The sequence below is a fragment of the Nocardia sp. NPDC057668 genome, assembly GCF_042799795.1.
Classification (GTDB): domain Bacteria; phylum Actinomycetota; class Actinomycetes; order Mycobacteriales; family Mycobacteriaceae; genus Nocardia.
In genome coordinates this window covers 648,880-675,717 of sequence record NZ_JBHVIC010000001.1, presented here as the reverse complement: position 1 = coordinate 675,717, position 26,838 = coordinate 648,880, and the positions used below count along the sequence as shown (strand labels likewise).

Below are 26,838 nucleotides of genomic sequence, written 5' to 3'. Positions count from 1 at the left end.
CTCGGCCCCTGCTCAGCCGGCCAGTTGCAGGGGCTGGGCGATCGCGCGCAGCGCGTGAATGGCCGCCGCCACCGCGGGGCGTTCCAGGGAAGCACGCCGGTAGGTCACCCCGATCTGCCGGCTGCCCCCGGCCACCGGGCAGGCGATGAGATGGTGATGCTCGGGCGCGACCGACATCTGCGGCACGATGGTCACGCCCAAGCCGTAATCCACCATCTCGGCCATGGCTTCGAAACTGGCACTGCGATGTTCGATGCGCGGCGCGAAGCCCGACTCCCGGCACGCGTAGAGCACCGACGCGATCGAGGGCGCGCCATCGCGAGCGGTGATCCAGTCCGCATCCCGCACGGCCGCCAGACCGTGCTGAAGCACGCGTTCGCGCAACACTTCCGGGGCGAGCAGCACCAGCGGATCGCTGAACAGGAACTCCGAGGCCATGCCCAGCGGCAGATCCCGTGTGCGGAACGAATACGAATAGGTGATCGCCAGATCCACTTCCTGCTGGCGCACCGCGGGCACCGAATCCACCGGCATCAGATCCACCACGCGCACACGCAAGCGCGGATATGCCTCGCGCAGCTGCACCACCACCGGCAGCGCCAATCCGACCTGAGCGGTGCGGAAGGTGGCCAGGGTGAGTACACCGCTGATCTGCTCGGCGGTCGCCGCCACCGCGCTCTCGGCTTCCTCGAGCGCGGCCAGCACCCGGGACGTGTGATCGACCAGCACCCGCCCGGCCGGAGTCAAGCGCAGCACCCGGCCCTCGCGACGGGTGAGAACCGTCCCGACCTCTTCCTCCAGGATCCGCAACTGCTGGGACACCGCCGAGGTGGTGATGCCGTGCAGCTCCGAGACCGCGGTCATGGTGGTGTGTTCGGCCAGGTCCCGCAACAGGATGAGACGTCGGATGTCGTACACGTCTGCCTCGCTTTCGCCCCCGTGCTGGAACCCTGATCTTCGGCGCGAGCGAGCGCGCGGGACATGCTTTGGATCAGTGCGATTCTGTGTCGTCGCCGAACCACCAGGCTTCGATCGGGTCATCCTCGTAATACGCCGGCGTCGGGCGATATCCGCTCGCGAGCTCGAAGGTCGTGGCCCCGGTGCGGAGTGCGATATCGCGAATAGCGGCCAGCGCCGGATCATCTCGGGGATGATCGAGCCAGGCGTCCTCGGTGATGCCGTGCCACCCGAGCGCGTGCCACAGGGCAATGGTTTCGACGTCGCCGGCATCCTCTGCGGCACGCACGACCTCGTGCACGACCTCGGCCAGGGGTGCCGGAGCGAGCGGCTCGGCAGCGGAGCCCGTGATCTGCCCGGCCTGGATCATTGTGCGCCACAGCGCGGTTCCCGCATCGCAGTACAGGTGGGGCGGATCGACGTAGCCGTCTTCGAGCCAGCCCGAGGGATCTTCCTCCGGGTCGATCTCGGCCAGCGCGGTGAATTCGGTGAGCTGCTCGAAGTAGTCTGCGCGGCCGCTGTATTCGGGGTGCTGTCGTAGCTCGAAACGATGGGTGAAGCCGCGCTCGAGCAGGATGTCCAGCAGCCGGAAGTGCGTGAAGGAGCAATCGTAGACATCCTGGTAGCGATACAGCGTGGCTATCCGTTCGCGTACGCGGCGATCATCTTTCGGGGAGGCGGCGTGGAGCAGGCGGATCGACTGTTCGATCAGGTCCTCGACGACGTGCAGTGACATGCGCGTGCCTCAGCCCCGAGCGAGGACGGCAGCATCCACGTACCGCGGATCCCGGGCGATCGCGGTGCTGCTCGACTCGCCCGTCGATTCCTCGGCCTCGGCCAGCCGCACGAGCAGATCGAAATAGCTGCCCTCGGCCACCCGCAGATCCGCGATCGTGCGCGTGAGATCGAGATCAGCCGCGAACCGCGCCCCAGCGGTTCCCACGGACAGCGTGGCCAGCCACCCGGTGGAGTCGGCCGCGAACATCGAACCGCTGGTCTCGGCCCAGAACAGCACCGTACTCGGTGCGTCCGAGGCGCTCATCCGTCCCGCAGCGGCGAGCATGAGCAGCGCGGTGTAGATATTCGACTCACAGAATCCGAAGTGCATGAGATACGCCTCGAGGGCCCCGTCCCGATAGGTCAGCACATAGGTGAGCCCGCCGGTGTCCTCCCCGAAACAATCCGCGAAGTACTCGCGCGGCGTGACTCCCACCTCGGCCTGCCCCCAATCGGCCGCCTTCCCATCCCAGAACCAGCCGTCGAACATGGCGCCGGCATTCTCGATCACCGCCGGCTCCGGTGCGGGTGTTTCCAGCCAGCGCTCGAAAGCATCCCGCCCCATGGGAATTCGCGCGGCAACCACGAACGTGTCCGACACAATCGGCTCCTCATCGATCTCTCCGAACCCATCGTCTCGGGCCCTGGGCAATCGTAGATCCCGCGCCCGACACGATCTCGGCATCGGATTCGATCCGAGCGCAACGCCCGGCCTCGAGGGCCGTGCGCAGCGTCCGGCAGCACCCGGTCTAGGATCGATCTCGCGGCGGTGGGGCTCGCCGCTCCGAACCTGGATTCGGAACAACCGCGGGAATCTCCGCCAACAGTCCCTACCCCACATCCGCGTGCGCGGCCATGGAGTAGGAGACGTCATGCCCGGCGAACCATTGCCCATCGATCCCGATTTCGACGCGACCGATGCAGGTCAGAAGCGTGAAATCAGCGGAACACACGGCGCTGTGCTCGCCGTCATCGCAGCCGGGGGAGCACTCGGCGCACTGAGCCGATACGGCCTCACCCTCGTCTGGCCTGCCCCCGCCGGAGGATTCCCGTGGGCGATATTCGTCATCAATGTGGTGGGCAGCTTCCTGCTGGGTGTGCTGATGGTCGTCATCACCGAAATCCGCCCCGCGCACCCCCTGGTCCGCCCATTCCTGGGCGTCGGAATCCTCGGGGGCTTCACCACGTTCTCCACCTACGCCAACGACATTCGAGCACTGTTGAATCCGGACACGGTCGTCACCGCCGCGGCCTACCTCATCGGCACCCTGACCGCAGCGCTCACGGCCACCGCCTGCGCGCTGATTCTCACCCGCTACGCCGCACGGTCCATCCGGACGGAGACGATCTGATGGACGCACTGCTGGTAATCCTCGGCGCCGCGCTCGGCGCACCCTCCCGCTACCTGCTCGATCGCGCCATCCAATCCCGCCATGAGAGCCGATTCCCCTGGGGCACAGCAATCGTCAACATCTCGGGCTGCCTACTGCTGGGCGCGCTCACTGGCGCGGGTCTCGCGCAATCCTGGATGCTGTTGGCGGGAACCGGATTCTGTGGCGCTTTCACCACCTACAGCACTTTCAGCTACGAGACGATTCGCCTGACCGAGCAGCGCGCCTATCGCCCGGCGATTGTCTACGTCATCGTCAGCGTCGTAGCCGGGCTTATCGCCGCCGTTGCGGGTTACACCGTCACCCATGCGCTGTGGGGTTAGTCGGCGAGTAAGCCACTCTTACAGACCGGACGGCATTATCTTTGCTGAATGGGCACAACATCCGCTGTACCGCCGCGGGAGCGGCCTGCGCGTCGCCTGACCTACCTGGGTTTCGCGGCGATCGTCGTCGTTTACCTCGTGATCATCCAGGGCGGCGGGATTCTGCTGTCGAAACTCTCCGGGGAAGATGATTTCTTCACCACCCGGGGCGTCTTCTTCGGCATGATCATCCCACTCGGCGTGGCCTTGGCCTTCACCTACGGCATTGCCGCGTATCTGGGCTGGCTGCGGCCGGTGCTGCACGACGATCGGCCCGTGCGGCCGTGGGTGCGGGTGGTGCCGATCGCGTTTGTCATCGCCATCGCTCTCGGCATCGACTACAGCGCTCTCGCGGACAAGGGCTGGGTGTATGTCGCCGTTCTATTGCTGGCGACGCAATTCGTCGGCTGGGGCGAAGAGGGCATGTTCCGGGGCATCGGCGTCACCGTATTGCGCCGGCACGGGCTGACCGAAGGTCGCGTAGCGCTGTGGTCGAGTGTGATATTCGGTGCTGTGCATCTGACGAATGTTGTCGGGCATGGCATCTCCGCGCTGCCGCAGGCTGTGATGGTCAGTCTCGCGGGGTATTTCTTCTATCTGATTCGGCGTGTGTCCGGGGGGAATGCGCTGAACTCGGTCATTCACGGGTTGTTCGATTTCGCGCTGCTCAGTGGGAGTGCTGTGGTGGCGGATCAGCAGTCGTATGTGGGGACGTTGCTGCCGGTGTTGGTTTATCCGGTGTTGGCGATCGTCTTGTTCGTCAAGCGGCGTGACATTGAGAGTGAGAGTGGGGGTGTGTCAGGGGCGGGCAGGTAGGGGGGCTGTTCGGTATGCGTGGCTGGGTTTCGGGGGAATCGGAGCGTTGGGTGGGCGGTTGCGGTTCGGGACGACTGGATAACGGCATACCAGCGTTGTGCGGTAGGGGACTTGCCTGCGGTTCCAGCCCTCCCGGGGCAGAGGAGCCTGGATAACGGAATTCCAGCGGGGACCGGTTGGGAGGCTCGACTGCGGTTCCAGCCCTCCCGAGGCAAAGCAGCCTGGATAACGGAATACCAGCCGGGCCCGGGTTGGGAGCCTCGACGGCGGTACCGGCCCTACCGGGCCGATAAACGGAATCCACCACCAGTGGGGTACAAGCAAGCCTCGAATCGACTATCGCTCAGCACAATCACCACCTCGGGCAGAACCAGCATTCAGAGATGACGAGTCTTTGTCTGTAGGTCTCGAGAAGGTTCCCACGGCCATCCAGCCAGGCTGGAAGGGCGAACAGGCTCCCAGCTGGGGAGCCGAAATCGGGTACGGCAGGCGAAGTAACCAGCACTGCCTCGTTGTACTTGCTTGTCCTCCCGAACCCCGCTGGAACGCGAAGGGTGCGTGCGGGTCTCGGCTACGTCGGCCACTGGAGTGAACACCGATGCCGCTCTCAGCCCTTGGGGTTGGGCTTTGGGGTTTGGGGTTTGGGTTCCGGCTGTAGGGCGGCGCTTTAGCAGAGTCGCCGCGCCGGGATACCCGGCACACCCGAAGGACTCGGCACACGCGGGTGATGACGGAAATTCACCCGAGGTCTACGAGCCGGATCGATATGCGGTGGCGGAATCCACCCCGTCTTGCCCGGATGCTCCGAATCGGGCGGCATGACGATCGTTTTCCAGCCGTTCGGGCCGGTGTTGATCTGTGCGTGGCAGGCGTCGCAGGCGAAGGTCAGGTTCTCGATGTCGGTGTCGCCGCCATCAGCCCACTCGGTGATGTGGTGGACCGCGGAGCGGGTGGCGGGTGCGTCGCATCCGGGGCGGGTGCACCCGCGTTCGACGGCGGTGAGTGCGAGGCGCTGTTCTGCCGAGGCGAGGCGTTGACCGCGGGAGAGGTGCAGTGGGCGGCCGTTGGCATCCACGATCACCAGGTACGGGGTGGAACGCGCGGCCAACGTGATCGCTTCGGTGATCGAGAGGGTGCCACCGGTGTTCGTGGTAGCGAGCCCGGTGCGCTGTTCGAGGTCGGTCAGGCGCATGGTGACCACGGTCGAGACCGGCAGGCCCCGGTGATACCCGAGCTTGGTGGGACCCATGTCCGGGTGCAGGAACCGCAGCAACGCATCGTGATTGCGCTGGGCTTCGCTGCGGTGATCACGCTTGGCAGCGGCCCGCAACACGTTCCGAGCGGCGACGGTGGCAGCATCGGCGTCACTGTCGTCGGTTTCGGTTTCGGTGTCGATCCCGAGTTGCGCGGTCGTGTGCGGGCTGTCCGGATCATCGGGGTTACACATGCCGGGGCGCGCGAACTTGGCGAACATGGGCAGGAACACCGCACCCAACTCCGGGGTCAGCAAACCCGAGATCGGGAACATCCCATCCGCGCGTTGACGCCCGATGCAGATCCCGCGCATGCGTTGCCGGTCGTTGTCCGCGGTCAGCACCCCGTCGGGGTCGGTGTATGCCAGGACTCGGACTCCGAGTGTGGTCACGCCTTTGGGGTCGCCGGTGCGCGCGAAGTCGGTCAGGGAGCGTTCAGCGAGTTCCTTGAGTTTCGGTTCCACGCTGGCGGGGATCCGATCGAGGACCTTCACGATCGCCTGCACATGATCGGCGGAAATCTCTCCCGCGCGCTGCGCGGCGGCGATGTGCGGGAACACCGGCGGGCGCTGAACCGATCCTTCGGACACGGTCGAGAGCCGGTCCGCGTTCCGCACCCGAGTCGCGGCATCGAAATGGGAGATCCGCAAGGTCTGCTGCAGAAACACGATCAGACTCTTCACTCCGGCCTGCGTGTTCAACCCCCGCACACCGCATTCGAGGACGAAGCGTTGCTTCACCGCTTCGAGCATGCGGAAACTGGTTTCGAGTTCCTGCATCTTCTCGATGAACTCGGCATCGGGCAACGAGAACAGAGGCGATTCGAGCAGGTTCTCCACAATGGCAGCGTGTGCGGTGACACTCTGCGCGATGGTGGTTTCCCCTCCCGAATTCATACCCCCATTCTACTCCTCGATAGCAACCTGCAATAGCCCAATCCCATTGTGATACAACAATATTCAGACCTAGTCACAGTTCAGAACCGCACGGATGTTCAGCAGCCGCAAATAAACGCGTCCCCGCGCCCCACTCACCTCACACGCCCGTATCGCAGATAGACCACACGTGAACTGAACGTCCGCGATTCGAGCAATTGCAATTCCAGCGACTGCGGCAGCGGCGGAAAGTACGAGGTCCCACTCCCGATGATCACCGGGCACACGAACAACCGATACTCGTCGATCAGATCCTCGGCAATGGCCGCGGCGGTGAGCTGCGCTCCGCCGATGGCCACCACGCCATCTCCCGGCCGATCGCACAGCGCGTTCAGCTCGTTCGCGAGATCCGTTGTGGCGAGCCGGGCGTTGCCGCGCACAGCATTCAGAGTGCGGGAGAACACCACTTTCGGAATCGGCTGCCAGATGCGCGCGAACTCGAGGTCGTCGGCCTCGGTCATGGTCTGCTCGGCCGTCTCCCAAACCAGCATGGTCTCGTACAGTTTGCGGCCGCACACGTGCGCGGCCACCTGCCGCGTCTGCTCATTGTGGAAGCGCATGAGCTCGGGATCCGGTGCTGTCCAGCTTATGTCGTCGTGTGGACCGGCGGTGAAACCGTCCAGGGACACACTCATCGAGTAGATCACGGGCAGCATCGGTGGCTCCTCGGCGACTGGCGGTGTGAGTCGGTCGAAGGCGGACGAGACCCCCGGCCGGATCGCGATCATCACGAATGTACGCAGGAGGCGGGGGAAATCGCGCCAGGCGCAGCGAATGTCGTGTTCGCTGTTCGGATTCAGACCGCGACCGCGTGCATCTCCCAGATGAGGATTTCGGCGTCGGTGCGTGCGCGTACCTGCTGTCCGCCGGTCGCGGTGAGCCGCACCGCATCACCCTGTTCGAGGATGCCGGACCCTTCGAACTCGACGCTGCCGCGCGCGATGAACACGTGCCCGTGTGGCGCGTCGGGTACCTGAATCGCGGACCCGGCGTCCAGGCGCGCCGCGTGGAAGGCGGCGAACCTGTTGCCGAGACCGATCGCTGTGTCGTTGCGGTAGCGCTCCATGCCGGAGGCGACGGTCAGCAATTCGTTGCGCCGCAGCGCATCACCGATGTCCATCTCCTGGTATCCGGGTGTACTCCCCGGTGTGTCCGGCGGCACCCACATCTGCACGACGTGCAGCCGCTGCCGCTCCGCCCGGCCCGCGCCGTTCTTCTCCGAATGCAGGATTCCGGTCCCCGCGCTCATCCGCTGTGCCAGCCCGGGATGGATCAACCCCGAATGCCCCTGCGAGTCCTGGTGTACGACAGTTCCTTCCAGCACCCAGGTAATTATCTCGGTGTCCCGGTGCTGATGGGTGTCGAAGCCCTCCCCGGCGTCGACGAAATCCTCGTTGTGAATGAGCAGCATCCCGTGCGCGTACCGCGCGTGGTCGAAGTTGCCGGTCGCGGGAAACGACTGCCGTGATTCGAGCCACTCGTTGCGCCACCGTCCCCGCTCGGCGCTGCGCACCACCTTCACCTCGGACATCTGCAACCTTTCGACGTCGGCTGCAATGCCGATCGGTTGCCCGCTATTCCCGGGGCAGCCGCGTCCGGCACCGAAATTGCATTGCGGGCCCCTGAGAGAATCGTTGCGACCGTCCGGGAGGGGCGGTCGTGGGGAGGGGGACTTGTGAGCGGTGTGACCGATCGGGAATCGGATGAGGCGGTGTGGTCGCGGCAGCCGACGCTCAACGTGCTGACAGCGATGACTTTCGTGGCGCTGGTGTTCGTGCAGTATCGGTGGTGGCACGACCACGGCCGGCCGTTCTCGTGGTTGCTGCTGCCGGCGACGCCGTTGCTCGCGTTCCTGCCGGCCGGGATCATCGTGAAATCGCTGCGCAAACGGTGGACCGAGGGTTGGGCGCGGGGGAACGGGTTCGAGTATCGGCGCACATCGGAGTGGCCGGTGCCCACCTGGGACTTCCCGCCGTTCAATATCGGGCGGGCCCGGCGGTTTCGCGTCCGCGACACCATGCGGGGCACGGTCGGCGACTACCCGGCGAGCTTCTTCCATCTCACCTGGCTGCACAACAACCGCATCAATGTCAGCACGCACTATCGAAACGTCTTCGTCGTGGAGCTGCCCGCCGCACTGCCCCGGCTGACGATGGGCGCCACGGTGGACATCACCACCGGGGGACGGGTGGAGTTCGAATCGGCGGACTTCAATCGCCGATTCTTCGTCTATTCGAAGAACCCGGCGTTCGCGCACGCGGTCCTCACCCCGCGCACGATCGACACACTGCTCGAGCTGGCCCGCGCCCACGGCGGTGCGGTGACCGTGACCAAGTTCGAGATCGTCGGCAACCTGCTGGTCGCCGTGACCACGCTGGGCAATCGGCCGCACGAGATCACCGGTGTGTACGCGGTGATGCGTGCCCTCGCCGACGGCATTCCGCGTTTCGTCTGGACCGACCACGGCACCCCCGCCACCCACTCGTACCCGGCGCTGTCCGGCTCGCACTCGGAAGGGACCATCGCATGAGCACCACCGTCACCGTCCTCGTGGTGATCGCCGTCGTTGTGATCGCCGTCCTGTGGTACTTCGCCGTGTACAACGATTTCGTCCGGCTGCGGAACCTGGTCGCCGAGTCCTGGCGGCAGGTCGATGTCGAACTGCAGCGCCGCCACGAACTGATCCCGAATCTGGTCGCCACGGCCGAACGCGCCGCCGCCTTCGAACGCGGCACCCTGGAAGCCGTCACCGCGGCCCGCGTGAACGCCGCCGCCGCATCCGCTGCCGGTTCGGAAGTGACCGGCGTCGTCACCGCCGAAACCGCCCTGACGAACGCCCTGTCCCGTCTGTCGGCCGTGGCCGAGCAGTACCCCGACCTCGGCGCGATCCGCAATTACCTGTCCCTGCAATCCGACCTGGGCGACGCGGAGGACCGAATCGCCGCGACCCGCCGCCTCTACAACGCGAACGTCCGAGCCCTGAACACGAAGATCGAGTCGATCCCCGCGACCGTCGTGGCCACCCTCCACCACGTCCTCCCCGCCCAATACTTCGACCTGACGACCCCCGATGCCCGTTCCGCCGTCCCGGTGGCCACCCTGTTCCGCTCACCCGACCGCCCGGTCTGACCACCACACCGGTTCGCCACATGCCTCCGGCCAGGGCCTCGTCAACGCGAGATCCAGCTCCCAGCGTGTATGAATTGCCTGTGGCGGAATGCTTTTGGGTGTCCGGGGGAGCGGAGCCACGAGTCGTGGTTTCATCGGGTAGCCGCGGGCATGCGGGAATTGTTTCGGGGTGGGGGGTGTTGCCCAGCGGGGTGAGCATGCTTTCGGAAGAACTGCGCAGGCACATCGACGAGTCCAAGGTCTTCGGGACCGTGGCGACCATCGGGGCGGACGGGCAGCCGCATCTGACCGTGGTGTGGTTGATTCGGGACGGGGACGACCTGGTGTACTCGACCGCGGTGACGCGGCAGCAGTACCGCAACCTCGCGCGGGATCCGCGGGCCACCGTCATGATCACCCCGGCGGAGAACCAGTACGTCTACGCCGAGGTGCGCGGTACGGTCAGTTTGGAGCCCGACCCCGATCGTGTGCTGCCCGACCAGGTGTCGCGCAAGTTCACCGGTAAGAGCTTCAACGACTTCAACCCCGCCGCGGCGACCGACACGGCCGAGCGGGTCATCGTCCGCATCACCCCGACGGAGGTGCACAGCCGCTTCTGACACGGCTCAGCGCGGCGGGCGCAACAACCGCATCGCCGCCTTCACTATCGGCTGCGGCATCCGATCCTTCATCGTCAGGGCGGCCGAGGCCGCCTTGGTGCGCATCTCGGTGCCGCGGCCGAACTTCCGGTTCAACGATCCGCCGGAGGGTTCGAGCGAGAAGTGCAGCGGCGGTTTGCCGTCGGCCGCGCCCAGGGCGCCGGAGATCACCATGCGCTGAATCTCGCTGGTTCCCTCGAAGATGGTGTACAGCTTCGCGTCTCGATACCACTTCTCCACCGGATGGTCGGTGATGTATCCCCAGCCGCCCATGGTCTGAATGGCACGCTCGGTGGCGTCCACCGCGACCTCGCTGGCCGCCAGCTTCGCCATCGACCCCTCACCGCGCTCGAACGGCACCCCGTTGGCCGCCATCCACGCGGCCCGCCAGGTCAGCAGTCGCGCGGCGTCGATGCGCGTGGCCAGATCGGCGATCGGGAATGCGATGCCCTGATGATGAATGATCGCCGCGCCGAACGCTTCCCGCCGATTGGCGTAGTCGGTCATGTATTCCAGTGCCGCCCTGGCGATGCCGAGCGCCTGCGCGGCGACCATCGGCCGGGTCTGGTTGAACGTGCCCAGCGTCGCCGAACTCGTCCGCCCGCCATCCCCGTTGGCCGCGTGCGCTTTCGCCAGTTTGTGCTCGAGCTTGTCGGCCCCGCCGAGCAGGTGATCGGCGGGCACCCGCACCCGGTCGAACCGCAGTTCCGCGGTGTGCGAGGCCCGGCACCCCAGCTTGTCCAGCTTGCGCACCAGCTCCAGCCCCGGCGTCCCGCCCGGCACCACGAACAGCGCTTGACCGCGATGCCCCAGCTCCTCGTCGACCACCGCGTTCACCACGTGCACGTCGGCGATGCCGCCGTTGCCGATCCACATCTTGTGCCCGTCGATCACCCAGTCGTCGCCGTCGCGCACCGCACGCGTCCGCAGATTGCGCACATCGCTGCCCCCTTCGGGCTCCGAGATCGCGAGCGCGGCCAGCTTCAGATTCCCGGGTGTGCCGAAACATTCGGGCGCCCACCGCAACATCTGCTCGGGTGTGGCGGCCTGCCCGATCGCCGACAGCGCCAGCGCGGGCATGACGATCGCCAATCCGATTCCCGCGCAACCCCAGAACAGCTCTTCCATGAACATCGGCAGCGACAACCCGGTGGGATCGCCGATGAGATCGCGATAGAACAGCGGACTGTAGAACCCCCGCTCGGCCGCCTCCTCGAGAACCGGCCAGGGAAACTCCTGGGCACGGTCGTAGTGCGCGGCCACCGGCCGCACGCATTCCTGCGTGAAATCCCGCACTCTGCGCACCAGATCCTGCTGCGCGGCGGTGGGCGTCAAGTCGAAGGTCACGAGGGGGCGATACCCAGTCGGCACGGTCTGATTCACGGCCGGCGCGGATCTCCCGGGTACGCCTGCTCGCCGTGCGGCAGCGAAAAGGCGGGAATTCACCCGGTTAGGGTGGTCGGCATGTGGCTGTCCTCCTCGCGAACCCGCGCTCACGCCGCCCTGGCCGCGCTGACGGTCACCGCCGCGATCGTGTCCGGCTGCTCGTCCGAACCGTCACCCTCCGACGAGCCGGGGGTGAACAGCGCGCTGCTGGGGGAGTACGTAGCACTGGGCGATTCCTTCGCGGCCGGCCCCGGGATATCGCCGCCGAGTATGGGCGATCCCTGCTTTCGCAGCGCCGTCAACTACCCCCAGCTGGTCGCGAACGAACTGGGCGTCAAGACGTTTCGCGACGTCACCTGCAGCGGCGCGCGCACCGAGAACATCCTGACCACACCGCAGACCGGCAGGTCGGCCGAGGCGAAGGTCCCGATCCAACTCGACGCCCTGACCCCCGACACCACCCTGGTCACCCTCACCATCGGCGGCAACGACGCCGGCCTGCTCACCATCGCGAACCAGTGCGTGAACAACACTCCCGAGCCGGCCGGCGAATCCTGTCGAGACCGCCTCACCGCGGACGGCATCGACCGCGGCGCCCAGGCGATCGACGCCACCGGCCCGCAGATCGCCGAGGTGCTGGACGCGATCCACGCGAAATCCCCGAAGGCCCGCATCCTGATCACCAGCTACGCCCTCTACACCCGCGACGGCGGCTGCCCCACCCAGCCGGTCTGGCCCCGCGATGCCACCTACCTGCAGGACCTCATCGACCGCATGGCGGACCTCACCCGCACCCTGGCGGCCGAACACCGCGCCGAGTTCGTCGACTTCATCGGCCCGGGAGTGGGCCACGACGGCTGCGAGCCCCTCGAGAACTGGGTGAACGGAATCGTGGCCCGCCGCCCCCAGGACGGCTTGGTGCCGCTGCACCCGACGGGCCTGGGAGAGGCGAACTTCGCGCGCATCATCGTGGAGCAGCTGAAGGGTGCGGGGTCGTAGGGCGAGCGAGCAGCTCGAGCGCGGTCGCCGCGGCACTGCCCGCGGCCGCGGAATACACGATGACGGTTTGATCGGCGTCCGGGATCACCAGCGCCTCGCAGTCGAGCTCGAGCGGGCCGAGGACCGGGTGCACGATGGTGGCCGAACGGCTGCGCAGCCGGCCCGATCGACCGGAAAGCCACAGCGTCTCGAACAGTGCGCTGCGCGAGCGCAACTCGGTGATCAGACTCGACAACCCGGGATCATGCGGATACCTCGACTGGACGGTGCGCAAGCAGCCCACGCAGTCGGCCGCGTCCGACGCCTCGGTGTCGGTGACCGTCGGGCCGGGCCCGGCGCCCAGGAATCGCTGCCACAGCAGATTTCGCTCGCCGACCGGGTACGCCGAGAAACCCCCGAACAGTGCCGCCGCGAGCGGATTCCACGCCAGCACATCGGATTTGGCGGACAGCACGAGCGCGGGCAGGTCCGCCATCCGATCCAGCAGCCGCATGACGCTGGGCCGGATGGTCATGGGGATCCGCCCCGCCTGCGGCGGCTCACCACCCGCGAGCCGGAAGATCAGATCCCGGTCCGAGTCGTTCACCCGCAGCGCGCGGGTCAGCGCGTGCAACACCTGCTCGGAGGGTCGCGGCCCGCGCCCCTGTTCGAGCCGGACGATGTAATCCACACTGAGCCCGGCGATCTGCGCGACCTCCTCGCGCCGCAACCCCGGCACCTGTCGTCGAAATCCGCCCGCCAGCCCGACTTCCGCGGGTGTGAGGCGCGAGCGCGCGGTCCGCAGCACGCCCGCCAGTTCAGCCCTGTCCACCCCGTCCATCGTGCCGCAGGATCGCCGCGCGGGGGTGGTACCGGCGGTCCCATGCCGATCAGGCCCTGGTGACGCCGGCCCGCGGGCGCGAGGGTGACATCCATGACGACAACGACGATCGCCCTGGTGACCGGGGCGAACAAGGGTCTCGGACGCGAAACCGCGCGCCGCTTGGCGGTATCCGGGTGGCGTGTCTTCCTCGCTGCCCGCGACGAGGCGCTCGGATCGTCCGCGGCCGCCGAACTGTCCGCCGATGGCGCGCCGGTGAGCTACATCCCGCTCGATGTGACCTCGCAGGATTCGGCGGACGCGGCGGCCGGGATCGTTCGCGCCGCGGCGGGCCGCCTGGACGTGCTGATCAACAACGCCGCTGTCGCGGGCCCGGACGCGCACCCCGCCGACACCCACGCCGCGGACCTGCGAGCGGTCTTCGACACCAACGTGTTCGGCCCGATCCGGGTGATCACGGCCTTCCTGCCGCTGCTGCGCGCCGCCGCCAACCCGCGCATCGTCATGGTCTCCAGCGGTATGGGCTCGATCGCGACGACCACGGACCCGCGCTGGAAGGACCTGGTGCGGCCCACACTCGGCTACCCCGCCACGAAAGCCGCCCTGAACATGCTCACGACCCAGTACGCCCTGGCCCTGGGTGATATTCGCGTGAACGCGGTGGATCCCGGCTACACCGCGACGGATCTCAACGGGCACAGTGGGTTTCAGTCCCTGCGGGAGGGCACCGACGCCATCGTCGAACTGGCGGGCATCGGGCCGGACGGCCCCACCGGCGGCTTCTTCGATCGGAACGGACCCGTCCCGTGGTGAGGGCCGCGATCACGCTATTTGTGCTGTCCGCCCTGGGCCTGGCACTGTTCACCATCTCGACCACACCGGAGGACCCTCCCATGGCACAACACGATTCGAGCGACGCGGTGCTGTCGATCGGCCTGCATCCCGGAGCCGTCGACTACAGCCGCTATCCCGGTCTGACCGAGGACGCGCTGGCGGCGCGAATCGCGGCCGGTGAAGCCGCGTTGCGCGACGCCGGCTTCAACCTGGTCTCCTGCCTGCTTCCGGCCGATCCCGCCGCGGCCGAGGTGACGCTGCGGGAGTGCCTGTCCCGGGGACAGTTCCGGGCCGCGATGATCGGCGCCGGGGTGCGCATGGCGGCCGAGCACACGGTGCTCTTCGAACGCCTGGTCAACGCGCTCGTCGAGGTCGCACCCGGAACCCGCCTGTGCTTCAACACCTCTCCGGAGACGACCATCGACGCCCTGCGCCGCTGGGTCGAGCCCGCTCCCCGGCGCTGATTCCGCGGGGTCAGCGCCTGCTCGTCCGCCGCGCGCCGAGCGACAGCGCGGCGGCCCCCGGCCCGAAGAACGCGATCAACAACAGCCCGACCCCGAACGCCGAGGCCGCCTGCCCGCCATTGCCGTACGCGTCCCACCACCGGTCCGGACTCCCCTTGGCGTGCACGAAAATATAGGCGTAGGCCATCATCCCGGCCCCGAACAGCCCCGCGAAGAACGTGTAGGCCCCGAGGATCAGCAGCACGCCCACGATGAGCTCGAAGAGTCCCGCCCACCACCACGGCCACTCACCCGGGGTGGCCTGCGGACTCGCGTTGGGCCACCCGGCCAGCGCGGACGTGCCCGACAGTACGAAGTTCACCCCCAGCACCAGCCGTGCCAGCAACACGACATAGGGCCGCAACTCCGGTGCATACCCGCCGTCACCCGCCATCAGCTACCTCCCAGCGTCTCCTATGCACGATAGCGCGAGTTGCCGATTCGGTCGGGACGGTGAATCTGGCAATCCTGTCGCGAACGGTGGTGACGCCGGCAATCGTCATCCGAGACCGAAGCGGGTCCGCTTTTAGGGAACGGGGACCATGTCCGGGTGCAGCAGATCGCCCGGCGCCTGCAGCAACCGGTCGTATCGTCCCAGCGCCGTGTTGAAGAAGCTGCGCAGGTACACGTTCTGCAGGGCCAGGGAAACCTGCGGGTCGATCGTGCCGACCAGTTCCGCCGCGGCGGCGGCGGGAAGGCGCTGGGCCGCGACGAGCGGTGCGGCCACGAACTGGTTGTCGCAGAACGAATGATGTTGCGCGCCGACGAGGCGGAAGTGGAACTTCGGGCCGCGCGTGGCATCCCAGAACTGCTGCCACCCCGGGACATCGGCCCGGCTCGCCGCATTCCCGGAGATGAGCATGAACGGCCGGTCCACGCCGTCTCGGGCCACCGAACCCCACAGGCCCCCATCGAGATCGGCCGCCGCCGCGATCCGCGGGTCGTCGTGCATGGCCTGCGCCGCGGTGGCGCCACCGAGTGAATGGCCGTACATGACGATCTTCGACATATCGAGCACCCGCGCGAGATTCGCCGGGAGCGGCTGTTCCGCCGCGTCGGGGTTCTTTCCCGCCGCGATGTCGCCGAGTTCGTCCAGCACGAACCGCGTATCGGCCACCCGCGTCGCCAGCGCGGCCGCGACCTGGCTCTCGGCCTCGGCCGCGTCCTTCGCCACCGGCAGCGCGTTGCGCTCGATCCGCCCACCCGGGAATTCCGTGGCGGCCGACTCGTAGGTATGGCTCATGGTGACGACGACGAATCCATGACTGGCAAGATCTTCCGCCTGCGCGGTGCTGAGCTCGCGCGGCATTCCCAGCCCCGGCGAGAACATCACGATCGGCCGCCGTCCCCCGGTGGCCTCCGCGTCCGCCCCGACCCCGCCGTGCCCGGGCGTGAACACCCACTGTCCGTCCGTCGCAGCGCCGACCCGAGTCAGGCTGCCGGCATAGATCCGCGCCATGTTCGGCGAGAGCCACGCGCGCCGTGGACTTCTCGCCTCCGCCGCGGCCGGATACCACACGCTGACCATCAGCTCGCGGGCCCCGCCCGGCCCGTACGCATCCCGCCGCGAGCCGTCGACCAGATGCAGATCGACCACCCCGACGGCGTCTTCACCCGTCGGCTCCGGCAGGGTCAGCACCACCTGCTGCGAGACATCCGGTTCGGCCCGCGCGACCACGCCGGTGAAGCCCCATACCAGCACGAACACAACCGCAACGATCCGAAATATCCTGTTCAGCAAGGCAATACCCTCCCGGGTTCCCGACAATGAGGTCTTCGGCCGTGTCCGCAGACAGCTACGCGAGCCACCATAGCGGGAACGTGTGCCACCGCCCCGGACCGCCGCCAATCTGAGATCTGGCCGTCGATTTCGGGCCGCCCTTGTCCGGAGACTCTTTCCGCGACGACGTTCGGCCGCGTCGTTCCAACCGACGTCGGTCGGGAGGCTGCCCGGTGCCGCCCGGGTGAGCTCAACCGGCTTTCGGGATGAAAAGCGCGTGGCGGCTCGCTGCGTGCGTAGGATCTCGGTCAGGGAGGACCGGATGGGATTCATTGCGCGGCAAGATGGTTCGACCCCCGCTGGCGCGAGCAAACGTTCGAAGGCCGCTGCATTGATGCTGCTGGGCTTGGCTTCGCTGAGCGCGGTGGTCGTCGCGATCCTCGTTCTGGTCTGGAGCCGCTTCGCGGGTTTGGCCGACTCGCTGATCGTCCCCGAGGTCGTCAAGACGAACCTCACCGACAGCGACGCCAGGGACAAGATGGCCCGGGAGTTCCACATCCACATCCCCGACAACTGGCGCCTGATATCGATGACCTCGATCTGCGAAGGCGACGCGATCAAGAGCTGCGCCTTCAATGGTTCGTTCACCGGCCCGCCGTCCGAGTTCGAGCGCTACCCAACACTTTTCCGCGCCCGCCCACCCCAAACGGTGGATCAGCCCGCGGCTCGGCCGGTGACCTGCGCCGAACTGACGGAGCGAAACCTGACGGAGCTGGCGTCCGGCATCGACTGCGCCATTCGGCAGGACTTGGTGCTCAGCGATCTGACCGGCCGCGGCAACACGGGGTTCCGCGGGAATGTACTGGTCGCGGGAACCGCCACGGAGACCATCGTGCGAATCAGCGCGTGGACTGCCTGATCGGCGGGCCCGATCGGCGGCATCCGCCTACCGGGCGATCCTGCGCACGCCGTAACCGATCGCGAACAGCGCCAGCGCCGCCCCTTCGAGCGCTGCCATCACAATCGTCCCCGCCACCATGATGAACGGCCCGTACTCGGCGACCCGGCCCCAGTAGTCGCAGGGTCCGACGGAGTCCGGGATCATCGCGCACTCGGGGTGCCGCAGGGTCGCGAACAACAGCGTCGCGATCGCCGGCATCGCCAGGGCCAGCCCGAAGAAGAGCGCGACAGCGGAAACGAACCGCGGCAGGGTTGGCATGTGGCCAGACACTAGCGTGAGATGCGCCCGCTCGTATGCCGATTCGGACGGCTGTTCAGCCAATCACCGCGCCATTGCACGGGTCAGTTCCGCGACGCGATCACCGAGCCCGGACGGACCGCGGGTTTCGATCTCCACCGAAACACCGGCGCGCTCGGTGATGACCAGGCAGATCGCCAGAATCGTCTCGACCATCCGGCGATAGACCATGTTCTGCGTCGTCCCGTACGCGTCGGCCAGTGCCACGGTGAACGCGCGAAATTGCTCGATATCCACGTCGATGGTTCCCGGGTCGAATTCCTGCGCCCGTAGCCCGGTTGGCTTCTCCACAATCGGGCTCATGGCCTCGGCGAGCGAAACGAACATCGCCCCGGACCGGTTACCGGGATTCCATAGGTCGCGGTCGCCCATCTGGAAATACATGCTCATGGCAACTCCCTTCGGGTGCTGGGTCCGGCAGCAATTCTGCTGGCAGCGTCGGGCGTCATTGAATCTGACACACGGGAGTCTTCCGAGCGATCGAACGATTGCCCGCTGCTGGCTAAACCCAAGGCAGGGTGGGACTTTCGTCAACTCGTGTAACGGTCGAGATCCGCACTCCGACGGACCTGTCGAAGACGCTGACGCGGCAGGGGGCCGACATGCCGGACGATTCCGAATCGACACTGCGCTCGAGACTCGGCAATGAGATGAGGCTGGTCAAGCCGATCGCCGGCGCGGTCGTCGCGATAACGCTGGTGGCCGTCGGCATGACGGTGTTCTTTTACGAACCCGATCCGGCCCCGGTCGGCAACAATCGGCTGATTCAGCCGGTGGTCATCAAGCCCCTGCCGACGGACTATCACCCCGTAATCCCGACCAGCGCCCCTGCCGCGCCACCGAAGTGACCGGCGCAAAGCCTCTTTCGTGATTCGGTCCCTACTGCCTGGGGAACCCGAATGGCTTCCGATTGCGCCCGCGCATGATCACCACCGTCACGATGATGGCAAGGCCGACAACGAATCCGGCCGCCACGATCCCCAGCGCGATTCCGATGGTTCCGAAGGCGGCCGAGGGCGACCCCTCGGTGACCGCCAGGGTGATCCGTGCGGAACTCTCGCCGGTCAGCAGGTAGCTGCCGGCCTGCTCGGTGTGAAAGGTGAACCCGGCCCGGCCTTCGACGGCGTTGACCTGGTAGGTCGTGGTTCCCTTGGGGTCCGTCAGGTGAACACTGTCGCCCGAGGGGTCGGTGAGGGTGACGTACACATCGCCCTGCGGGCCGTACTCGCTCGCACCGGAGTATTCGAGGTAGATCGTGTAGTCGGTGTCGGCGGTCAGACTGACCTCGCCCGATCCGGGGGACTGCACCCGCTGATAGTCGTCGACCTCGTCCAGGGCCTGGAACAACGCGCTGAAACCGAACACGGCGGCGCCGACGATCCCCGCGATGATCGCGACGATGCCCGGCACGATCCACCACAGCGACGGCTTGACCGGCTGCTGCGGCTGCCCCCATTGCTGCGGCTGCCCCCACTGCGGCTGGGGGTTGGGTGGATATCCCGGGTAGCCCATGGATCGATTCCTTTGCGGTGGCGCTGAACTCGGTCCAGCGCGCACGCCCCCGCCGGTATGGCGCTGAGCGCGACCTTCGTACCAATACACCCAGACCGTACAGTGCGGTGACGACATTTCGGCGGATGTTCGATGCCGGGTCGAAACGCCTCTCGGAGTGGGAGCCGTAAGGCCGCGAGAGAGTGGGCGCGGGGTGCGGCAACTCGGTTCTTCGCGCACACGATCCACACAATTCCCGCGCATTTCTTGCACATCGCCGCCGTAGGTTTCGGTGATGCTCGTCAACGCATTGCGAAACCCCGTCCCCGCGTGTGCCTTTGTCCTCGCCGTGTTCATGCTCGGGGTGACGCTTCATCGTGGCTGGTTCTTCACCCGGTTCTGGATTTTCGCCATTCCGCTGCTGCTGGGAGTTTTCATGTCGGTCGTGGCCGGCTTCGTGCTCATGCTGTTCCTGGCCGGCCGTGACCAGCGGCTGTGGCCGCGGATATCAACCGCGGTGCTCGCACTGATCGGGGTCGGCGGCTCGGTCCTGCTCTACTTCGACTCGGAAGCCACCGCCCGGATCAGGTTTTGGGTCGAGCGACCGGCGTTCTCCGCTGCCGCGCAGATCGACCTTCCCGCGGACGGCGAAATCGATTACTACGGTGTCGATCTGCCCGCACACCTGTGCTTCGTGTCGGCGAACTGCAAGGTGGCCGTGATCGGAACCAGCGGCGGACACCCGGTGCGGTTCGTACCCGACTACATCGGGATCCCGGACGATGCTCACGGTTACGGGCATTTCGTTGGCAGACCGGATCCCGGACCGTACAACGGATTCGGCGAACCCATCTGCCCCACAATGGAGTTGGGTGGCGGCTGGTGGTGGCTCGACTTTTGCTAGCGTGCAGTCTTGCGGCTGAACGACATCGACACCCTCACGGCTCGAATGTAGCGAGAAGTTGTTCGAGGGCCTCCTGGTCGGGACCGACGAACGGCTTCTCATCGGGCGCGGCGGCGAGCATGTCGAGGAACTCCGCTGTGCGGCCGGGCGCGGGGGGCAGGTGGGTGCCCAGGATCAGTGCGGGGTCGAATCCTGCCAGGGCGGTGAGGGTGTCGAGGTAGCGCGGCTTGTCGACGTTGTGCACCCACGGGCTGTCCACGGTCGCCCAGAGCAGTTGCCGCTCGCGCAGCTCGGCTCGGTCGAGGTAGCCGACATCAGGGCAGCCGGCCAGCTCGGCGGACGGCATGGGCGCGCCGAAGCAGTCCGAGGTGAAGCAGGCGCCGGTGAGCTCGTCGAAGCAGCCGGTGGTCGACGGGTTGTCGAACAGCGGCGGCCGGAACGCGGTGAGCCGCCGATCGCCCACATCGAGCGACTGGCCCGGATTGAGCAGGTAGATCCGGTCCATCGGCAGGGGAGCCTCCATCGACATCAAACCCATTCCCAGGAACGTGGTGATCAGCCGTGCGCGCGGTGCGAGGTCGAGCAGCTCGCGCAGCGCACCGGTGTGGTCACGGTCCGGGTGCGTGATCCAGATCCACTCGATGTCGCTCGGGTGCAGGACGGAACCCAGCGCGGTTGTGAAATCGCGGCCGGGCAGCCCGGTGTCGATGAGAACGGGCTCGGCCGAGTGCAGTACGAAGGCGTTGACCGGGATGAACCCGATGCCCGGCACCGGCTGGCAATCGCTCAGGACGCTGATGTCGCGTCCTATCCTGTTGATCTCCATGGGATCTCACTCCTGATCGAAATCGACGCGGATCATGCACCGCGTGATGGCCGACAGATCCTTGACGGTCGGTTCGTGACCGCGACTGACTTTGAGCCCGAGCTCGAACGGCGTCGCGCCGTGATCGAGGGCCTGTCGCAGCGCCGCGCCCAGCTCGTGCGGGGTCGGGTGCAGCAGGACGGCGTGACCCGCCCGGACCTGTCCGTGCCGGGTGATGGTGACGGGTGCGGGGTCGGTGAAGTTCAGCCGCCACGGGCGTTCGGTGAATACCGTCGGCACGCCGTCGATGGTGTGCAGGCATACCGGTATCCGCAGTGTCCTGCCGCTGATCCGGCCGGTGCATTCCAGCAGTACCTGCAGGTCGATGCGACGGCTGAGCCGGGGATCCGCCAGTATCCGCCGGACGAACGGGTTGATCATGCGCATGAGGGCCGGGGGTGGCGGAGCCAACCGGACCTTGGGTGTGGTTGTCGTCATCGCGGGCTCCTGGATGGTTCGGATACCGCTGACGGTAGGGATCCGCCGGTCACCGGGTAATACCAGAAATGTGGCATTTCGCGGCGGCCGCAGGGGTCGTACCGTTGTCTGATGAGCGCGGATACCTGGCAGCGTGCCGCGGACAAGATCAGCCGGCTGTGCGCCGAGCCCCGTGATCTGGTGTCGCTGTGGCAGGCCTCGACCGAGGTGCTCGCGGTCGTCGTCCCGCACTACTGGACGCCCTGCTTCTACACCCTGGACCCGGCCTCGCTGCTGATCACCAGTCACTTCCACCGCGGTCTCGACGAGTTCCCGGGCGACTGGCTGGTCAGCGAGTACTACACCGAGGACGTCAATCAGCTTGTCGACGTGGCCCGTTCGAAGTCGGGCATGTCGACCCTGCACGAGGCGACCGGCGGTGATCCCGCCAGCAGTCCGCGCTGGCACCGGAACATGGAGATGGGCGGGGATCAGGAGCTCGTGACCGGTCTGCGCACGCGGTCCGGCGAGGTGTGGGGCGCGCTGGCGCTCTACCGCGAACCCGGCGCGCCGATGTTCGACGAGGCCGAGAAGAACTTCGTGCGATCGGTGGCGTCCGTGCTCGCCGAGGGCGCCCGGTCGGCGTTGCTGCTGGGCCAGGCCCGCGAGCCCGAGTCGGTCGATTCTCCCGGCCTGCTCATTCTCGACAGCGCCGGCAACGTCGAGTCCACCACGCCCGGCGTCGATCGCTGGCTCGCCGACCTCCCCGACGGCGACTGGCCGACCGGCCGCCTGCCGTCCGCGGTCCTCACCCTCGCCGGCCGGACTCTCCGGGCAGCCGACCATCCCGAGCGAGGTGAGATCACGGTGGTGCGGGTGCTGTCCCACTCCGGAACCTGGGTGGTGCTACACGGCGCGTGCCTGAACTCGACCGGCGACCGCCGGATAGCGGTGATCATCGAGCCCGCCGCTCCCGGCCGCCTGTACCCGCTCCTGATGTCCGCCTACGGCCTGACCGAACGCGAGAAGGACGTCACCCGCCTGGTCCTGCAGGGCGCCTCGACCTCCCAGATTGCCGCGGATCTGGTGCTATCCGCCCACACGGTCCAGCAACACCTCAAAAGCGTGTTCGACAAGACCGGGGTACACAGCCGCCGGGATCTGGTCGGGAAGGTGTTCTTCGCGTTCTACGAGCCGAGGTTGCGCGACAACGAGCGCCGGGTGCTCGACGATCGCCCGGTGCGGGGGGAGCCTTGGCTGTCGCCGGGTCACGCCGGGTGAGGGTGCTGGTCGCAATCTCCGTTCGACCGGGCGACCCCTCGACCGGTTCGAGTCCTGAACGGGCTCTTCTCTTTTCAGTGACGGTTGCCGGGGCGCTTCTTCGGAGCGGCTATGCGCGCCGACCGACGCGCTGACCCCGCCTGTACGGGCCCGATTGCATGGGGCCGCGACCGGTACGTCGCGTCGCAGACTGGCGTGGCGGCTCGTCACCGAGTTCGGCGAGCAGCTCCTTGCGTCTGTCGGCGGAGACATTGCGCCGATCACGGTAGGTCAGTGCGCCTTCCATCGCCCAGAGCATCTCGCGGTCGAGGCCCGGTACCCCGGCCGCGCGCATGCGGCGGTACGCCTCCGCCGGACCGACCGTCGCCAGATCCTCGAGATTCGACACATCGGCGTGGGCGAGTTTCGCGGCGGCAGCGTCGCCGAGTTGGTAACCGCCGGAACCTGATTCGCGAACTCGGAGGTGGGCGTCGCCGCGGACGTGTTCCGCCCGATGCCACACCGCCGGGCGGAGAGCGTCGGGGTCGGTCGGCGGGTTGGGGCCGTCGAGTACCTGTGCGCGGGCCGTGGAGGCGACACTCACCATCTGGCGGAAGCGGCGGAAGATCTGCACCTCGCCCTCGTAGCCGTAGTCCCAGTCGCCGAGGTAGGTGTAGTCCGAACCCCACCCGCCGCTCGGGTCGAGACCGGCCGCCTGCAGCGCCCAGTCGCGGGCTTCGTCCGGGGTATGGGGAGTCAGTACGAGCAGCCCGGACCGGCGGGAGATCCTGCCCTTGTCCTTGCGGAATCGTCGACGATCCCAATAGCTTTCGCTTGCTTCGGGTTCGAGCGCTCGATCCAGGCCGAATGTATGCCAGCGCACCGTGCCGTCCGGTTGACGCAGGGGTAGTCGGCTCTGCATGTGGCGCGCGGCGTGATCGTCGAATTTCGTGCACCAGCCGGGCACGATCACGATCGGGTCGGCGGGATCGGCGTCGAACGGATTCGGGGTGAGGAACGAGCGGTCGATGAGCACAACGGTGCCGGGCCGGGCCTGATACGCAAGCCCCCACAGTAGTCGTGCCAGCAGCTGCGCGCCATGGTCGTCCGAGAGCACATGCCAGGTGTCGTGAAAACGGTTGGTGCTGAATCTGGCTCGCGTGCCGGGCCGGAGGGTGATGATCGTGCGGACACGATCCGATCGCTGCACCGAATGCCGGTGCAGCTTCATGCCGTCCGTGACGGCCCGGGCGGTAGCCGGTCTCTGCTGCTTCATAGGGCTTCAAAAGACCACGTCGGCCGACGGCCTCGCAACCGAAATTAGTGCCCCCGATCGCCCCGCGGAGTCGGCCGCATCAGAGTTCGGCGCGGAGCCGGTCGAATGCGCGCGGGGTCGACAGCGAGCCGGCACATCGCCGAATCTCGTCCGAACACTCGGCCAGAGTGCTTGCGCTCGTATCGGTCTCGCAGTCGTAGATGCCGTGCCCATGCGTGGCGGCCAACTGCGCCACCGCGGTGCCGACGGCGCGGTCGCCCCTGTGTTTCTCCCGTCGCGCCAATTCGCCGGGCGCGCAATGAACGCCGACGAACACCACGTCGATTCCGGTCATGACTTCCAAGCAGTCCAGCAAACGCCATGGCTCACTGAACACGTGATCCATCACTATGTCGTTGCCGGCCAACGCCATTGCGGCGACGGCACGGTGGTAACCCGCCCGCGTCCGGCGCAACACCTGTTGCAGCGCATCCTGCTCCAACAGGCGGGTCTGCGGTTCGGAACGCATCGCCCCGACCATATCCACCCCGATATGGAAGAACGGCCGGTCGAGGTCAAGAAGAAGCTGCCGAGCCAGGCTCGTCTTCCCCGAACTCGATACGCCGTTGAGCAGAATGATTTGCCCGGCCGGTGCACCCTCGAAGGTCGAGATCACGAACCAACCGTAGTCCCGGTGCCGCGCCGGGTGACGTCCACCGGTTCGCAGCGCCGCTGCTGTCGTAGGCCGCCGCTAGTTTGGACCCGTGACTAGGTTCGTCGACTTCAATCTCAAACTGGCAGTTATCGAAGCACTAATGTACGAGGGCTCACCCAAGCTCGAACCGTGGTCCCTCGAAACCACGCTGAGCGCCCAGGGCTTCGACGGCGACCTGTGGGAATACTCCGCCGACAACTACTGGGACCAGGTTGTCCCCGAGGCGAAAACCTACTTCGAGGAGCTCGAACTCCCCGCTGAACTGCTCGCCGAGGTCGAACAGCTCATCTTCGACGGCGGCTGCCAGATCTACTTCGACTGCTGCCCGCACTGGGATGGGGAAGGCTCGCAGTTCGACGTAGCCAACCTCGACGACCTCCACCTCCTCCCGAATCTGAAGCGCGTACTGGGTGCGGAGTGGCTCGACTCCGAGCTTCAAGCGGTGTTGCGTGCCCGAGGCATCGAGCTGATCGACTGACCCGGGCACTCGACAACCCCGCGCATCACACCGAAAGCCACGCGCGCATGTTTCGGCCCGTCCGCGCTCGCCTCGTGCGTCGTTCCCTCACAGTGACTCGGGCGCGACATGAATCGGCAATGCACCGGTCCGCCAGACGATCCGCAGTCGTAACTCGGACAGCCGCCAACCCGCACCGGTCCGCTGCGCGACGCCTTCGAATACTCCTCCCGCCAGAAAGTGCGATTCGAGTGCGGCGGAATCGCCGGCCTCCACGCCCCACAGGTGCATAGCGGTCAGATTTGCACGCAGCCGAGCCGAATCGCCCTCGACGTCGACCAAGTGGTCGGAGGTGACATGGTGGGTGGCGCGGAACATGGCCACCGCTGCGATCTGTTGATCGGCGATCGCCTCATGCCCGACTCGGGCTATCCCGGTCGGACTGACCCACCTTCCGTCAGGCGTGAACACCGCTTCGACAAGGGCTCTGTCGACGGCTTTCTCGTCGACCGCGCTGTAATAGCGGCTCACGAGGTTGCTGATCCGTGTGCGATCTTCGAATTCGGTTTCAAAGGAGGAAGTCATAGCAGCCACTATCCGCACTCGTCCTTGCGCGGATCTTGCGTGGCACATGCGTTGTCATGCAAGCGATTTCGATGGCGTTATCGCAATCCGTCGGAGTGCTTCGCTCGGAGTGCGGCTCGTTGTTCGGCGACGCGCGCCTTGCGGCGTTCGAGAGTTCGGGCGCTGCGGTTCGGGTGTGACGGCCGCTCCGGTTGCTCATCGGGTTCGTGGTCTCTTCGGAAGAAGCTCGAGACCCAGTAGACCGCCGCGGCGACCGCTTCCCAGGCGAAGGCGGCTACCAACAGCAGAACCAGGCCACCGATCATGATCCACATCAGGTCGCCGAAGAAGAGATTGAAGACGAACTTCATCAAGCCACCCACGAGAATCCCCCAAGACAGGTACGAACGCGCCGAACCGGGCTGATGTTAGTGGCCACGACCCGGTATGCGGCAGTTGACTATTCGGGTGCCGACGCGGCCACCGATCGGCAGAGACTACCCGGCCCAGAAGCCGATGAGATCTTTCTTGTCGGATGTGGACTGACGGAACCAGTCGACGATCGAATCCGCGTAGCCGCCGTGGTCGTCCGGCCCGGCGGCGATGGTCTCCCATTCGGCCAACTGGTCCGCGCAGCCCTGTTTGCCGATATGGCCCCAGCCGTTGTCCTCGGTGTACGGGAATGGGTCCCTGCCGTCCATGCTGCTCGCCAAAGTCAGGATCACGTCCGGAAGACCTTCGTAGCCGAACCAGAAATTCACCTCGCCCGCCGACGTGCCGAGGCCCTGGCAAATCGATTCCAACGCCGCAACGTAGGCGTGAGCGTAAACCTCGTTGAAGGGACCTCCGGCGAAAATTGTCCGCAGCGCGTGCGGCAGTTGCGCGTCCTCGCAGTACTCGCATTCCTCGCAGTCGGGACCCTCGCAGTCCGATGACTCGCACGGCTCGCAGAAGCCGCACTCCGGATCATGATCGGGCGCTTCGGCCAGCAGCCGGCCGAGGAACTCCTCGTTCCCGGACCCGATGACGGCCTCGAGCTCGATCAGATCGAGGAGGTATACGTTCAAGAAATGTGACACGTCGCGAATCGTAGCCAGCCACAACGACACTCGGCCGAGAGTGCGCGACGACT

34 protein-coding genes are annotated in these 26,838 nt (G+C 66.6%); 14 read left to right on the top strand and 20 right to left on the bottom strand.

Features of this window, described 5'->3' with window-relative positions; translation table 11 throughout:
• Positions 1 to 12: 12 nt before the first annotated feature.
• From ACFVBH_RS03240 to ACFVBH_RS03230, 3 genes are all read right to left on the bottom strand, one after another.
• Positions 13 to 918 carry a LysR family transcriptional regulator gene (locus tag ACFVBH_RS03240; protein ID WP_378999333.1) on the bottom strand — a complete coding sequence of 302 codons (906 nt, stop codon included), beginning with the start codon at positions 916 to 918 and terminating at the stop codon, positions 13 to 15.
• A gap of 73 nt (positions 919 to 991) precedes the next feature.
• Positions 992 to 1,693, bottom strand: a complete 702-nt coding sequence (locus tag ACFVBH_RS03235; protein ID WP_378999331.1) for a hypothetical protein — start codon at positions 1,691 to 1,693, stop codon at positions 992 to 994.
• 9 nt (positions 1,694 to 1,702) lie between these two features.
• Positions 1,703 to 2,335, bottom strand: coding sequence for a hypothetical protein (locus tag ACFVBH_RS03230; RefSeq protein ID WP_354986187.1), 633 nt, complete (start codon positions 2,333 to 2,335; stop codon positions 1,703 to 1,705).
• A 271-nt stretch (positions 2,336 to 2,606) separates the two neighbouring features.
• Here ACFVBH_RS03230 and crcB (ACFVBH_RS03225) point away from each other — a divergent pair, with 271 nt between their 5' ends.
• From crcB (ACFVBH_RS03225) to ACFVBH_RS03215, 3 genes are read left to right on the top strand one after another with little or no spacing between them, the layout of a single operon-like run.
• Positions 2,607 to 3,086 (top strand): fluoride efflux transporter CrcB, encoded by a 480-nt coding sequence (crcB, locus tag ACFVBH_RS03225; protein ID WP_378999328.1) that lies wholly within the window; start codon positions 2,607 to 2,609, stop codon positions 3,084 to 3,086.
• The gene (gene crcB, locus ACFVBH_RS03220) at positions 3,086 to 3,448 is read left to right on the top strand and encodes a fluoride efflux transporter CrcB (RefSeq protein ID WP_378999326.1); all 363 of its coding nucleotides are present in this window, start codon (positions 3,086 to 3,088) and stop codon (positions 3,446 to 3,448) included. Before crcB (ACFVBH_RS03225) ends, crcB (ACFVBH_RS03220) begins: the two co-directional genes overlap by 1 nt.
• Positions 3,449 to 3,496: 48 nt before the next feature.
• Positions 3,497 to 4,303, top strand: coding sequence for a CPBP family intramembrane glutamic endopeptidase (locus ACFVBH_RS03215; RefSeq protein WP_378999323.1), 807 nt, complete (start codon positions 3,497 to 3,499; stop codon positions 4,301 to 4,303).
• Between the two features lie 667 nt (positions 4,304 to 4,970).
• Here the strand turns inward: ACFVBH_RS03215 and ACFVBH_RS03210 are convergent.
• The 3 genes from ACFVBH_RS03210 to ACFVBH_RS03200 form a co-directional block, all read right to left on the bottom strand.
• The gene (locus ACFVBH_RS03210) at positions 4,971 to 6,452 is read right to left on the bottom strand and encodes a DUF222 domain-containing protein (RefSeq protein WP_378999321.1); all 1,482 of its coding nucleotides are present in this window, start codon (positions 6,450 to 6,452) and stop codon (positions 4,971 to 4,973) included.
• Between the two features lie 134 nt (positions 6,453 to 6,586).
• Entirely contained in the window at positions 6,587 to 7,147 is a 561-nt protein-coding gene (locus ACFVBH_RS03205; RefSeq protein WP_378999318.1) for a dihydrofolate reductase family protein, read from the bottom strand.
• Positions 7,148 to 7,287: 140 nt separating this feature from the next.
• Complete coding sequence (locus ACFVBH_RS03200) at positions 7,288 to 8,022, bottom strand: pirin family protein (RefSeq protein ID WP_378999316.1); 735 nt, start codon at positions 8,020 to 8,022, stop codon at positions 7,288 to 7,290.
• Positions 8,023 to 8,166: 144 nt separating this feature from the next.
• On the opposite strand from ACFVBH_RS03200, the gene ACFVBH_RS03195 reads away from it, so the two are divergent.
• The 3 genes from ACFVBH_RS03195 (at position 8,167) to ACFVBH_RS03185 (ending at position 10,219) form a co-directional block, all read left to right on the top strand.
• Complete coding sequence (locus ACFVBH_RS03195) at positions 8,167 to 9,021, top strand: DUF3137 domain-containing protein (protein WP_378999314.1); 855 nt, start codon at positions 8,167 to 8,169, stop codon at positions 9,019 to 9,021.
• On the top strand, positions 9,018 to 9,620 hold the full coding sequence (locus ACFVBH_RS03190; RefSeq protein WP_378999312.1) for a LemA family protein: 603 nt from the start codon (positions 9,018 to 9,020) through the stop codon (positions 9,618 to 9,620). The genes ACFVBH_RS03195 and ACFVBH_RS03190 overlap by 4 nt, the downstream gene beginning before the upstream one ends.
• Before the next feature lie 197 nt (positions 9,621 to 9,817).
• On the top strand, positions 9,818 to 10,219 hold the full coding sequence (locus ACFVBH_RS03185; RefSeq protein WP_379001566.1) for a PPOX class F420-dependent oxidoreductase: 402 nt from the start codon (positions 9,818 to 9,820) through the stop codon (positions 10,217 to 10,219).
• A 6-nt stretch (positions 10,220 to 10,225) separates the two neighbouring features.
• Here ACFVBH_RS03185 and ACFVBH_RS03180 read toward each other — a convergent pair whose 3' ends face one another.
• Positions 10,226 to 11,605 carry an acyl-CoA dehydrogenase family protein gene (locus tag ACFVBH_RS03180; protein ID WP_378999310.1) on the bottom strand — a complete coding sequence of 460 codons (1,380 nt, stop codon included), beginning with the start codon at positions 11,603 to 11,605 and terminating at the stop codon, positions 10,226 to 10,228.
• A 117-nt stretch (positions 11,606 to 11,722) separates the two neighbouring features.
• Here ACFVBH_RS03180 and ACFVBH_RS03175 point away from each other — a divergent pair, with 117 nt between their 5' ends.
• Entirely contained in the window at positions 11,723 to 12,643 is a 921-nt protein-coding gene (locus ACFVBH_RS03175; RefSeq protein WP_378999308.1) for an SGNH/GDSL hydrolase family protein, read from the top strand.
• On the opposite strand, the gene ACFVBH_RS03170 is transcribed toward ACFVBH_RS03175, so the two are convergent.
• Complete coding sequence (locus tag ACFVBH_RS03170; RefSeq protein ID WP_378999305.1) at positions 12,609 to 13,454, bottom strand: helix-turn-helix transcriptional regulator; 846 nt, start codon at positions 13,452 to 13,454, stop codon at positions 12,609 to 12,611. The genes ACFVBH_RS03175 and ACFVBH_RS03170 overlap by 35 nt on opposite strands.
• Before the next feature lie 102 nt (positions 13,455 to 13,556).
• Here ACFVBH_RS03170 and ACFVBH_RS03165 point away from each other — a divergent pair, with 102 nt between their 5' ends.
• Together ACFVBH_RS03165 and ACFVBH_RS03160 are read left to right on the top strand one after the other, a co-directional pair.
• Positions 13,557 to 14,276 carry an SDR family NAD(P)-dependent oxidoreductase gene (locus tag ACFVBH_RS03165; protein WP_378999303.1) on the top strand — a complete coding sequence of 240 codons (720 nt, stop codon included), beginning with the start codon at positions 13,557 to 13,559 and terminating at the stop codon, positions 14,274 to 14,276.
• 80 nt (positions 14,277 to 14,356) lie between these two features.
• Positions 14,357 to 14,761, top strand: a complete 405-nt coding sequence (locus ACFVBH_RS03160) for a hypothetical protein (RefSeq protein ID WP_378999301.1) — start codon at positions 14,357 to 14,359, stop codon at positions 14,759 to 14,761.
• A 10-nt stretch (positions 14,762 to 14,771) separates the two neighbouring features.
• Here ACFVBH_RS03160 and ACFVBH_RS03155 read toward each other — a convergent pair whose 3' ends face one another.
• Complete coding sequence (locus tag ACFVBH_RS03155) at positions 14,772 to 15,194, bottom strand: DoxX family protein (protein WP_354986201.1); 423 nt, start codon at positions 15,192 to 15,194, stop codon at positions 14,772 to 14,774.
• A 132-nt stretch (positions 15,195 to 15,326) separates the two neighbouring features.
• Positions 15,327 to 16,649 (bottom strand): alpha/beta hydrolase family protein, encoded by a 1,323-nt coding sequence (locus ACFVBH_RS03150; protein WP_378999299.1) that lies wholly within the window; start codon positions 16,647 to 16,649, stop codon positions 15,327 to 15,329.
• A 193-nt stretch (positions 16,650 to 16,842) separates the two neighbouring features.
• On the opposite strand from ACFVBH_RS03150, the gene ACFVBH_RS03145 reads away from it, so the two are divergent.
• A complete protein-coding gene (locus ACFVBH_RS03145) occupies positions 16,843 to 17,439 on the top strand; it encodes a hypothetical protein (protein WP_378999297.1) in 597 nt (198 codons plus the stop codon).
• Positions 17,440 to 17,466: 27 nt separating this feature from the next.
• On the opposite strand, the gene ACFVBH_RS03140 is transcribed toward ACFVBH_RS03145, so the two are convergent.
• Together ACFVBH_RS03140 and ACFVBH_RS03135 are read right to left on the bottom strand one after the other, a co-directional pair.
• Positions 17,467 to 17,739: a hypothetical protein gene (locus ACFVBH_RS03140; RefSeq protein WP_354986204.1), complete on the bottom strand. Its 273-nt coding sequence runs from the start codon at positions 17,737 to 17,739 to the stop codon at positions 17,467 to 17,469.
• Between the two features lie 63 nt (positions 17,740 to 17,802).
• A complete protein-coding gene (locus tag ACFVBH_RS03135) occupies positions 17,803 to 18,168 on the bottom strand; it encodes a DUF6086 family protein (protein ID WP_378999293.1) in 366 nt (121 codons plus the stop codon).
• 128 nt (positions 18,169 to 18,296) lie between these two features.
• On the opposite strand from ACFVBH_RS03135, the gene ACFVBH_RS03130 reads away from it, so the two are divergent.
• A complete protein-coding gene (locus ACFVBH_RS03130) occupies positions 18,297 to 18,626 on the top strand; it encodes a hypothetical protein (protein ID WP_378999291.1) in 330 nt (109 codons plus the stop codon).
• Between the two features lie 31 nt (positions 18,627 to 18,657).
• Here ACFVBH_RS03130 and ACFVBH_RS03125 read toward each other — a convergent pair whose 3' ends face one another.
• Positions 18,658 to 19,290, bottom strand: coding sequence for a hypothetical protein (locus ACFVBH_RS03125; protein WP_378999289.1), 633 nt, complete (start codon positions 19,288 to 19,290; stop codon positions 18,658 to 18,660).
• Between the two features lie 343 nt (positions 19,291 to 19,633).
• On the opposite strand from ACFVBH_RS03125, the gene ACFVBH_RS03120 reads away from it, so the two are divergent.
• Positions 19,634 to 20,173 carry a hypothetical protein gene (locus ACFVBH_RS03120; protein WP_378999287.1) on the top strand — a complete coding sequence of 180 codons (540 nt, stop codon included), beginning with the start codon at positions 19,634 to 19,636 and terminating at the stop codon, positions 20,171 to 20,173.
• Positions 20,174 to 20,207: 34 nt separating this feature from the next.
• Here the strand turns inward: ACFVBH_RS03120 and ACFVBH_RS03115 are convergent, their stop codons facing one another.
• Positions 20,208 to 20,999: an MBL fold metallo-hydrolase gene (locus ACFVBH_RS03115; protein ID WP_378999284.1), complete on the bottom strand. Its 792-nt coding sequence runs from the start codon at positions 20,997 to 20,999 to the stop codon at positions 20,208 to 20,210.
• 6 nt (positions 21,000 to 21,005) lie between these two features.
• Positions 21,006 to 21,476 carry a grhN gene (locus ACFVBH_RS03110; protein WP_378999282.1) on the bottom strand — a complete coding sequence of 157 codons (471 nt, stop codon included), beginning with the start codon at positions 21,474 to 21,476 and terminating at the stop codon, positions 21,006 to 21,008.
• A gap of 111 nt (positions 21,477 to 21,587) precedes the next feature.
• Between ACFVBH_RS03110 and ACFVBH_RS03105 the strand changes: the two genes are divergently transcribed.
• Complete coding sequence (locus tag ACFVBH_RS03105; protein WP_378999280.1) at positions 21,588 to 22,736, top strand: LuxR C-terminal-related transcriptional regulator; 1,149 nt, start codon at positions 21,588 to 21,590, stop codon at positions 22,734 to 22,736.
• A 109-nt stretch (positions 22,737 to 22,845) separates the two neighbouring features.
• Here ACFVBH_RS03105 and ACFVBH_RS03100 read toward each other — a convergent pair whose 3' ends face one another.
• Positions 22,846 to 23,991: a TfoX/Sxy family DNA transformation protein gene (locus ACFVBH_RS03100; protein ID WP_378999278.1), complete on the bottom strand. Its 1,146-nt coding sequence runs from the start codon at positions 23,989 to 23,991 to the stop codon at positions 22,846 to 22,848.
• Positions 23,992 to 24,070: 79 nt separating this feature from the next.
• A complete protein-coding gene (locus ACFVBH_RS03095) occupies positions 24,071 to 24,646 on the bottom strand; it encodes a chloramphenicol phosphotransferase CPT family protein (RefSeq protein ID WP_378999275.1) in 576 nt (191 codons plus the stop codon).
• A gap of 88 nt (positions 24,647 to 24,734) precedes the next feature.
• On the opposite strand from ACFVBH_RS03095, the gene ACFVBH_RS03090 reads away from it, so the two are divergent.
• Positions 24,735 to 25,163, top strand: a complete 429-nt coding sequence (locus ACFVBH_RS03090) for a DUF6892 domain-containing protein (protein WP_378999273.1) — start codon at positions 24,735 to 24,737, stop codon at positions 25,161 to 25,163.
• A gap of 87 nt (positions 25,164 to 25,250) precedes the next feature.
• On the opposite strand, the gene ACFVBH_RS03085 is transcribed toward ACFVBH_RS03090, so the two are convergent.
• From ACFVBH_RS03085 to ACFVBH_RS03075, 3 genes are all read right to left on the bottom strand, one after another.
• Positions 25,251 to 25,727 (bottom strand): nuclear transport factor 2 family protein, encoded by a 477-nt coding sequence (locus tag ACFVBH_RS03085; protein WP_378999271.1) that lies wholly within the window; start codon positions 25,725 to 25,727, stop codon positions 25,251 to 25,253.
• Between the two features lie 77 nt (positions 25,728 to 25,804).
• Positions 25,805 to 26,077 (bottom strand): hypothetical protein, encoded by a 273-nt coding sequence (locus ACFVBH_RS03080; protein WP_378999269.1) that lies wholly within the window; start codon positions 26,075 to 26,077, stop codon positions 25,805 to 25,807.
• 126 nt (positions 26,078 to 26,203) lie between these two features.
• Complete coding sequence (locus ACFVBH_RS03075; RefSeq protein ID WP_378999267.1) at positions 26,204 to 26,785, bottom strand: hypothetical protein; 582 nt, start codon at positions 26,783 to 26,785, stop codon at positions 26,204 to 26,206.
• Positions 26,786 to 26,838: the final 53 nt, after the last annotated feature.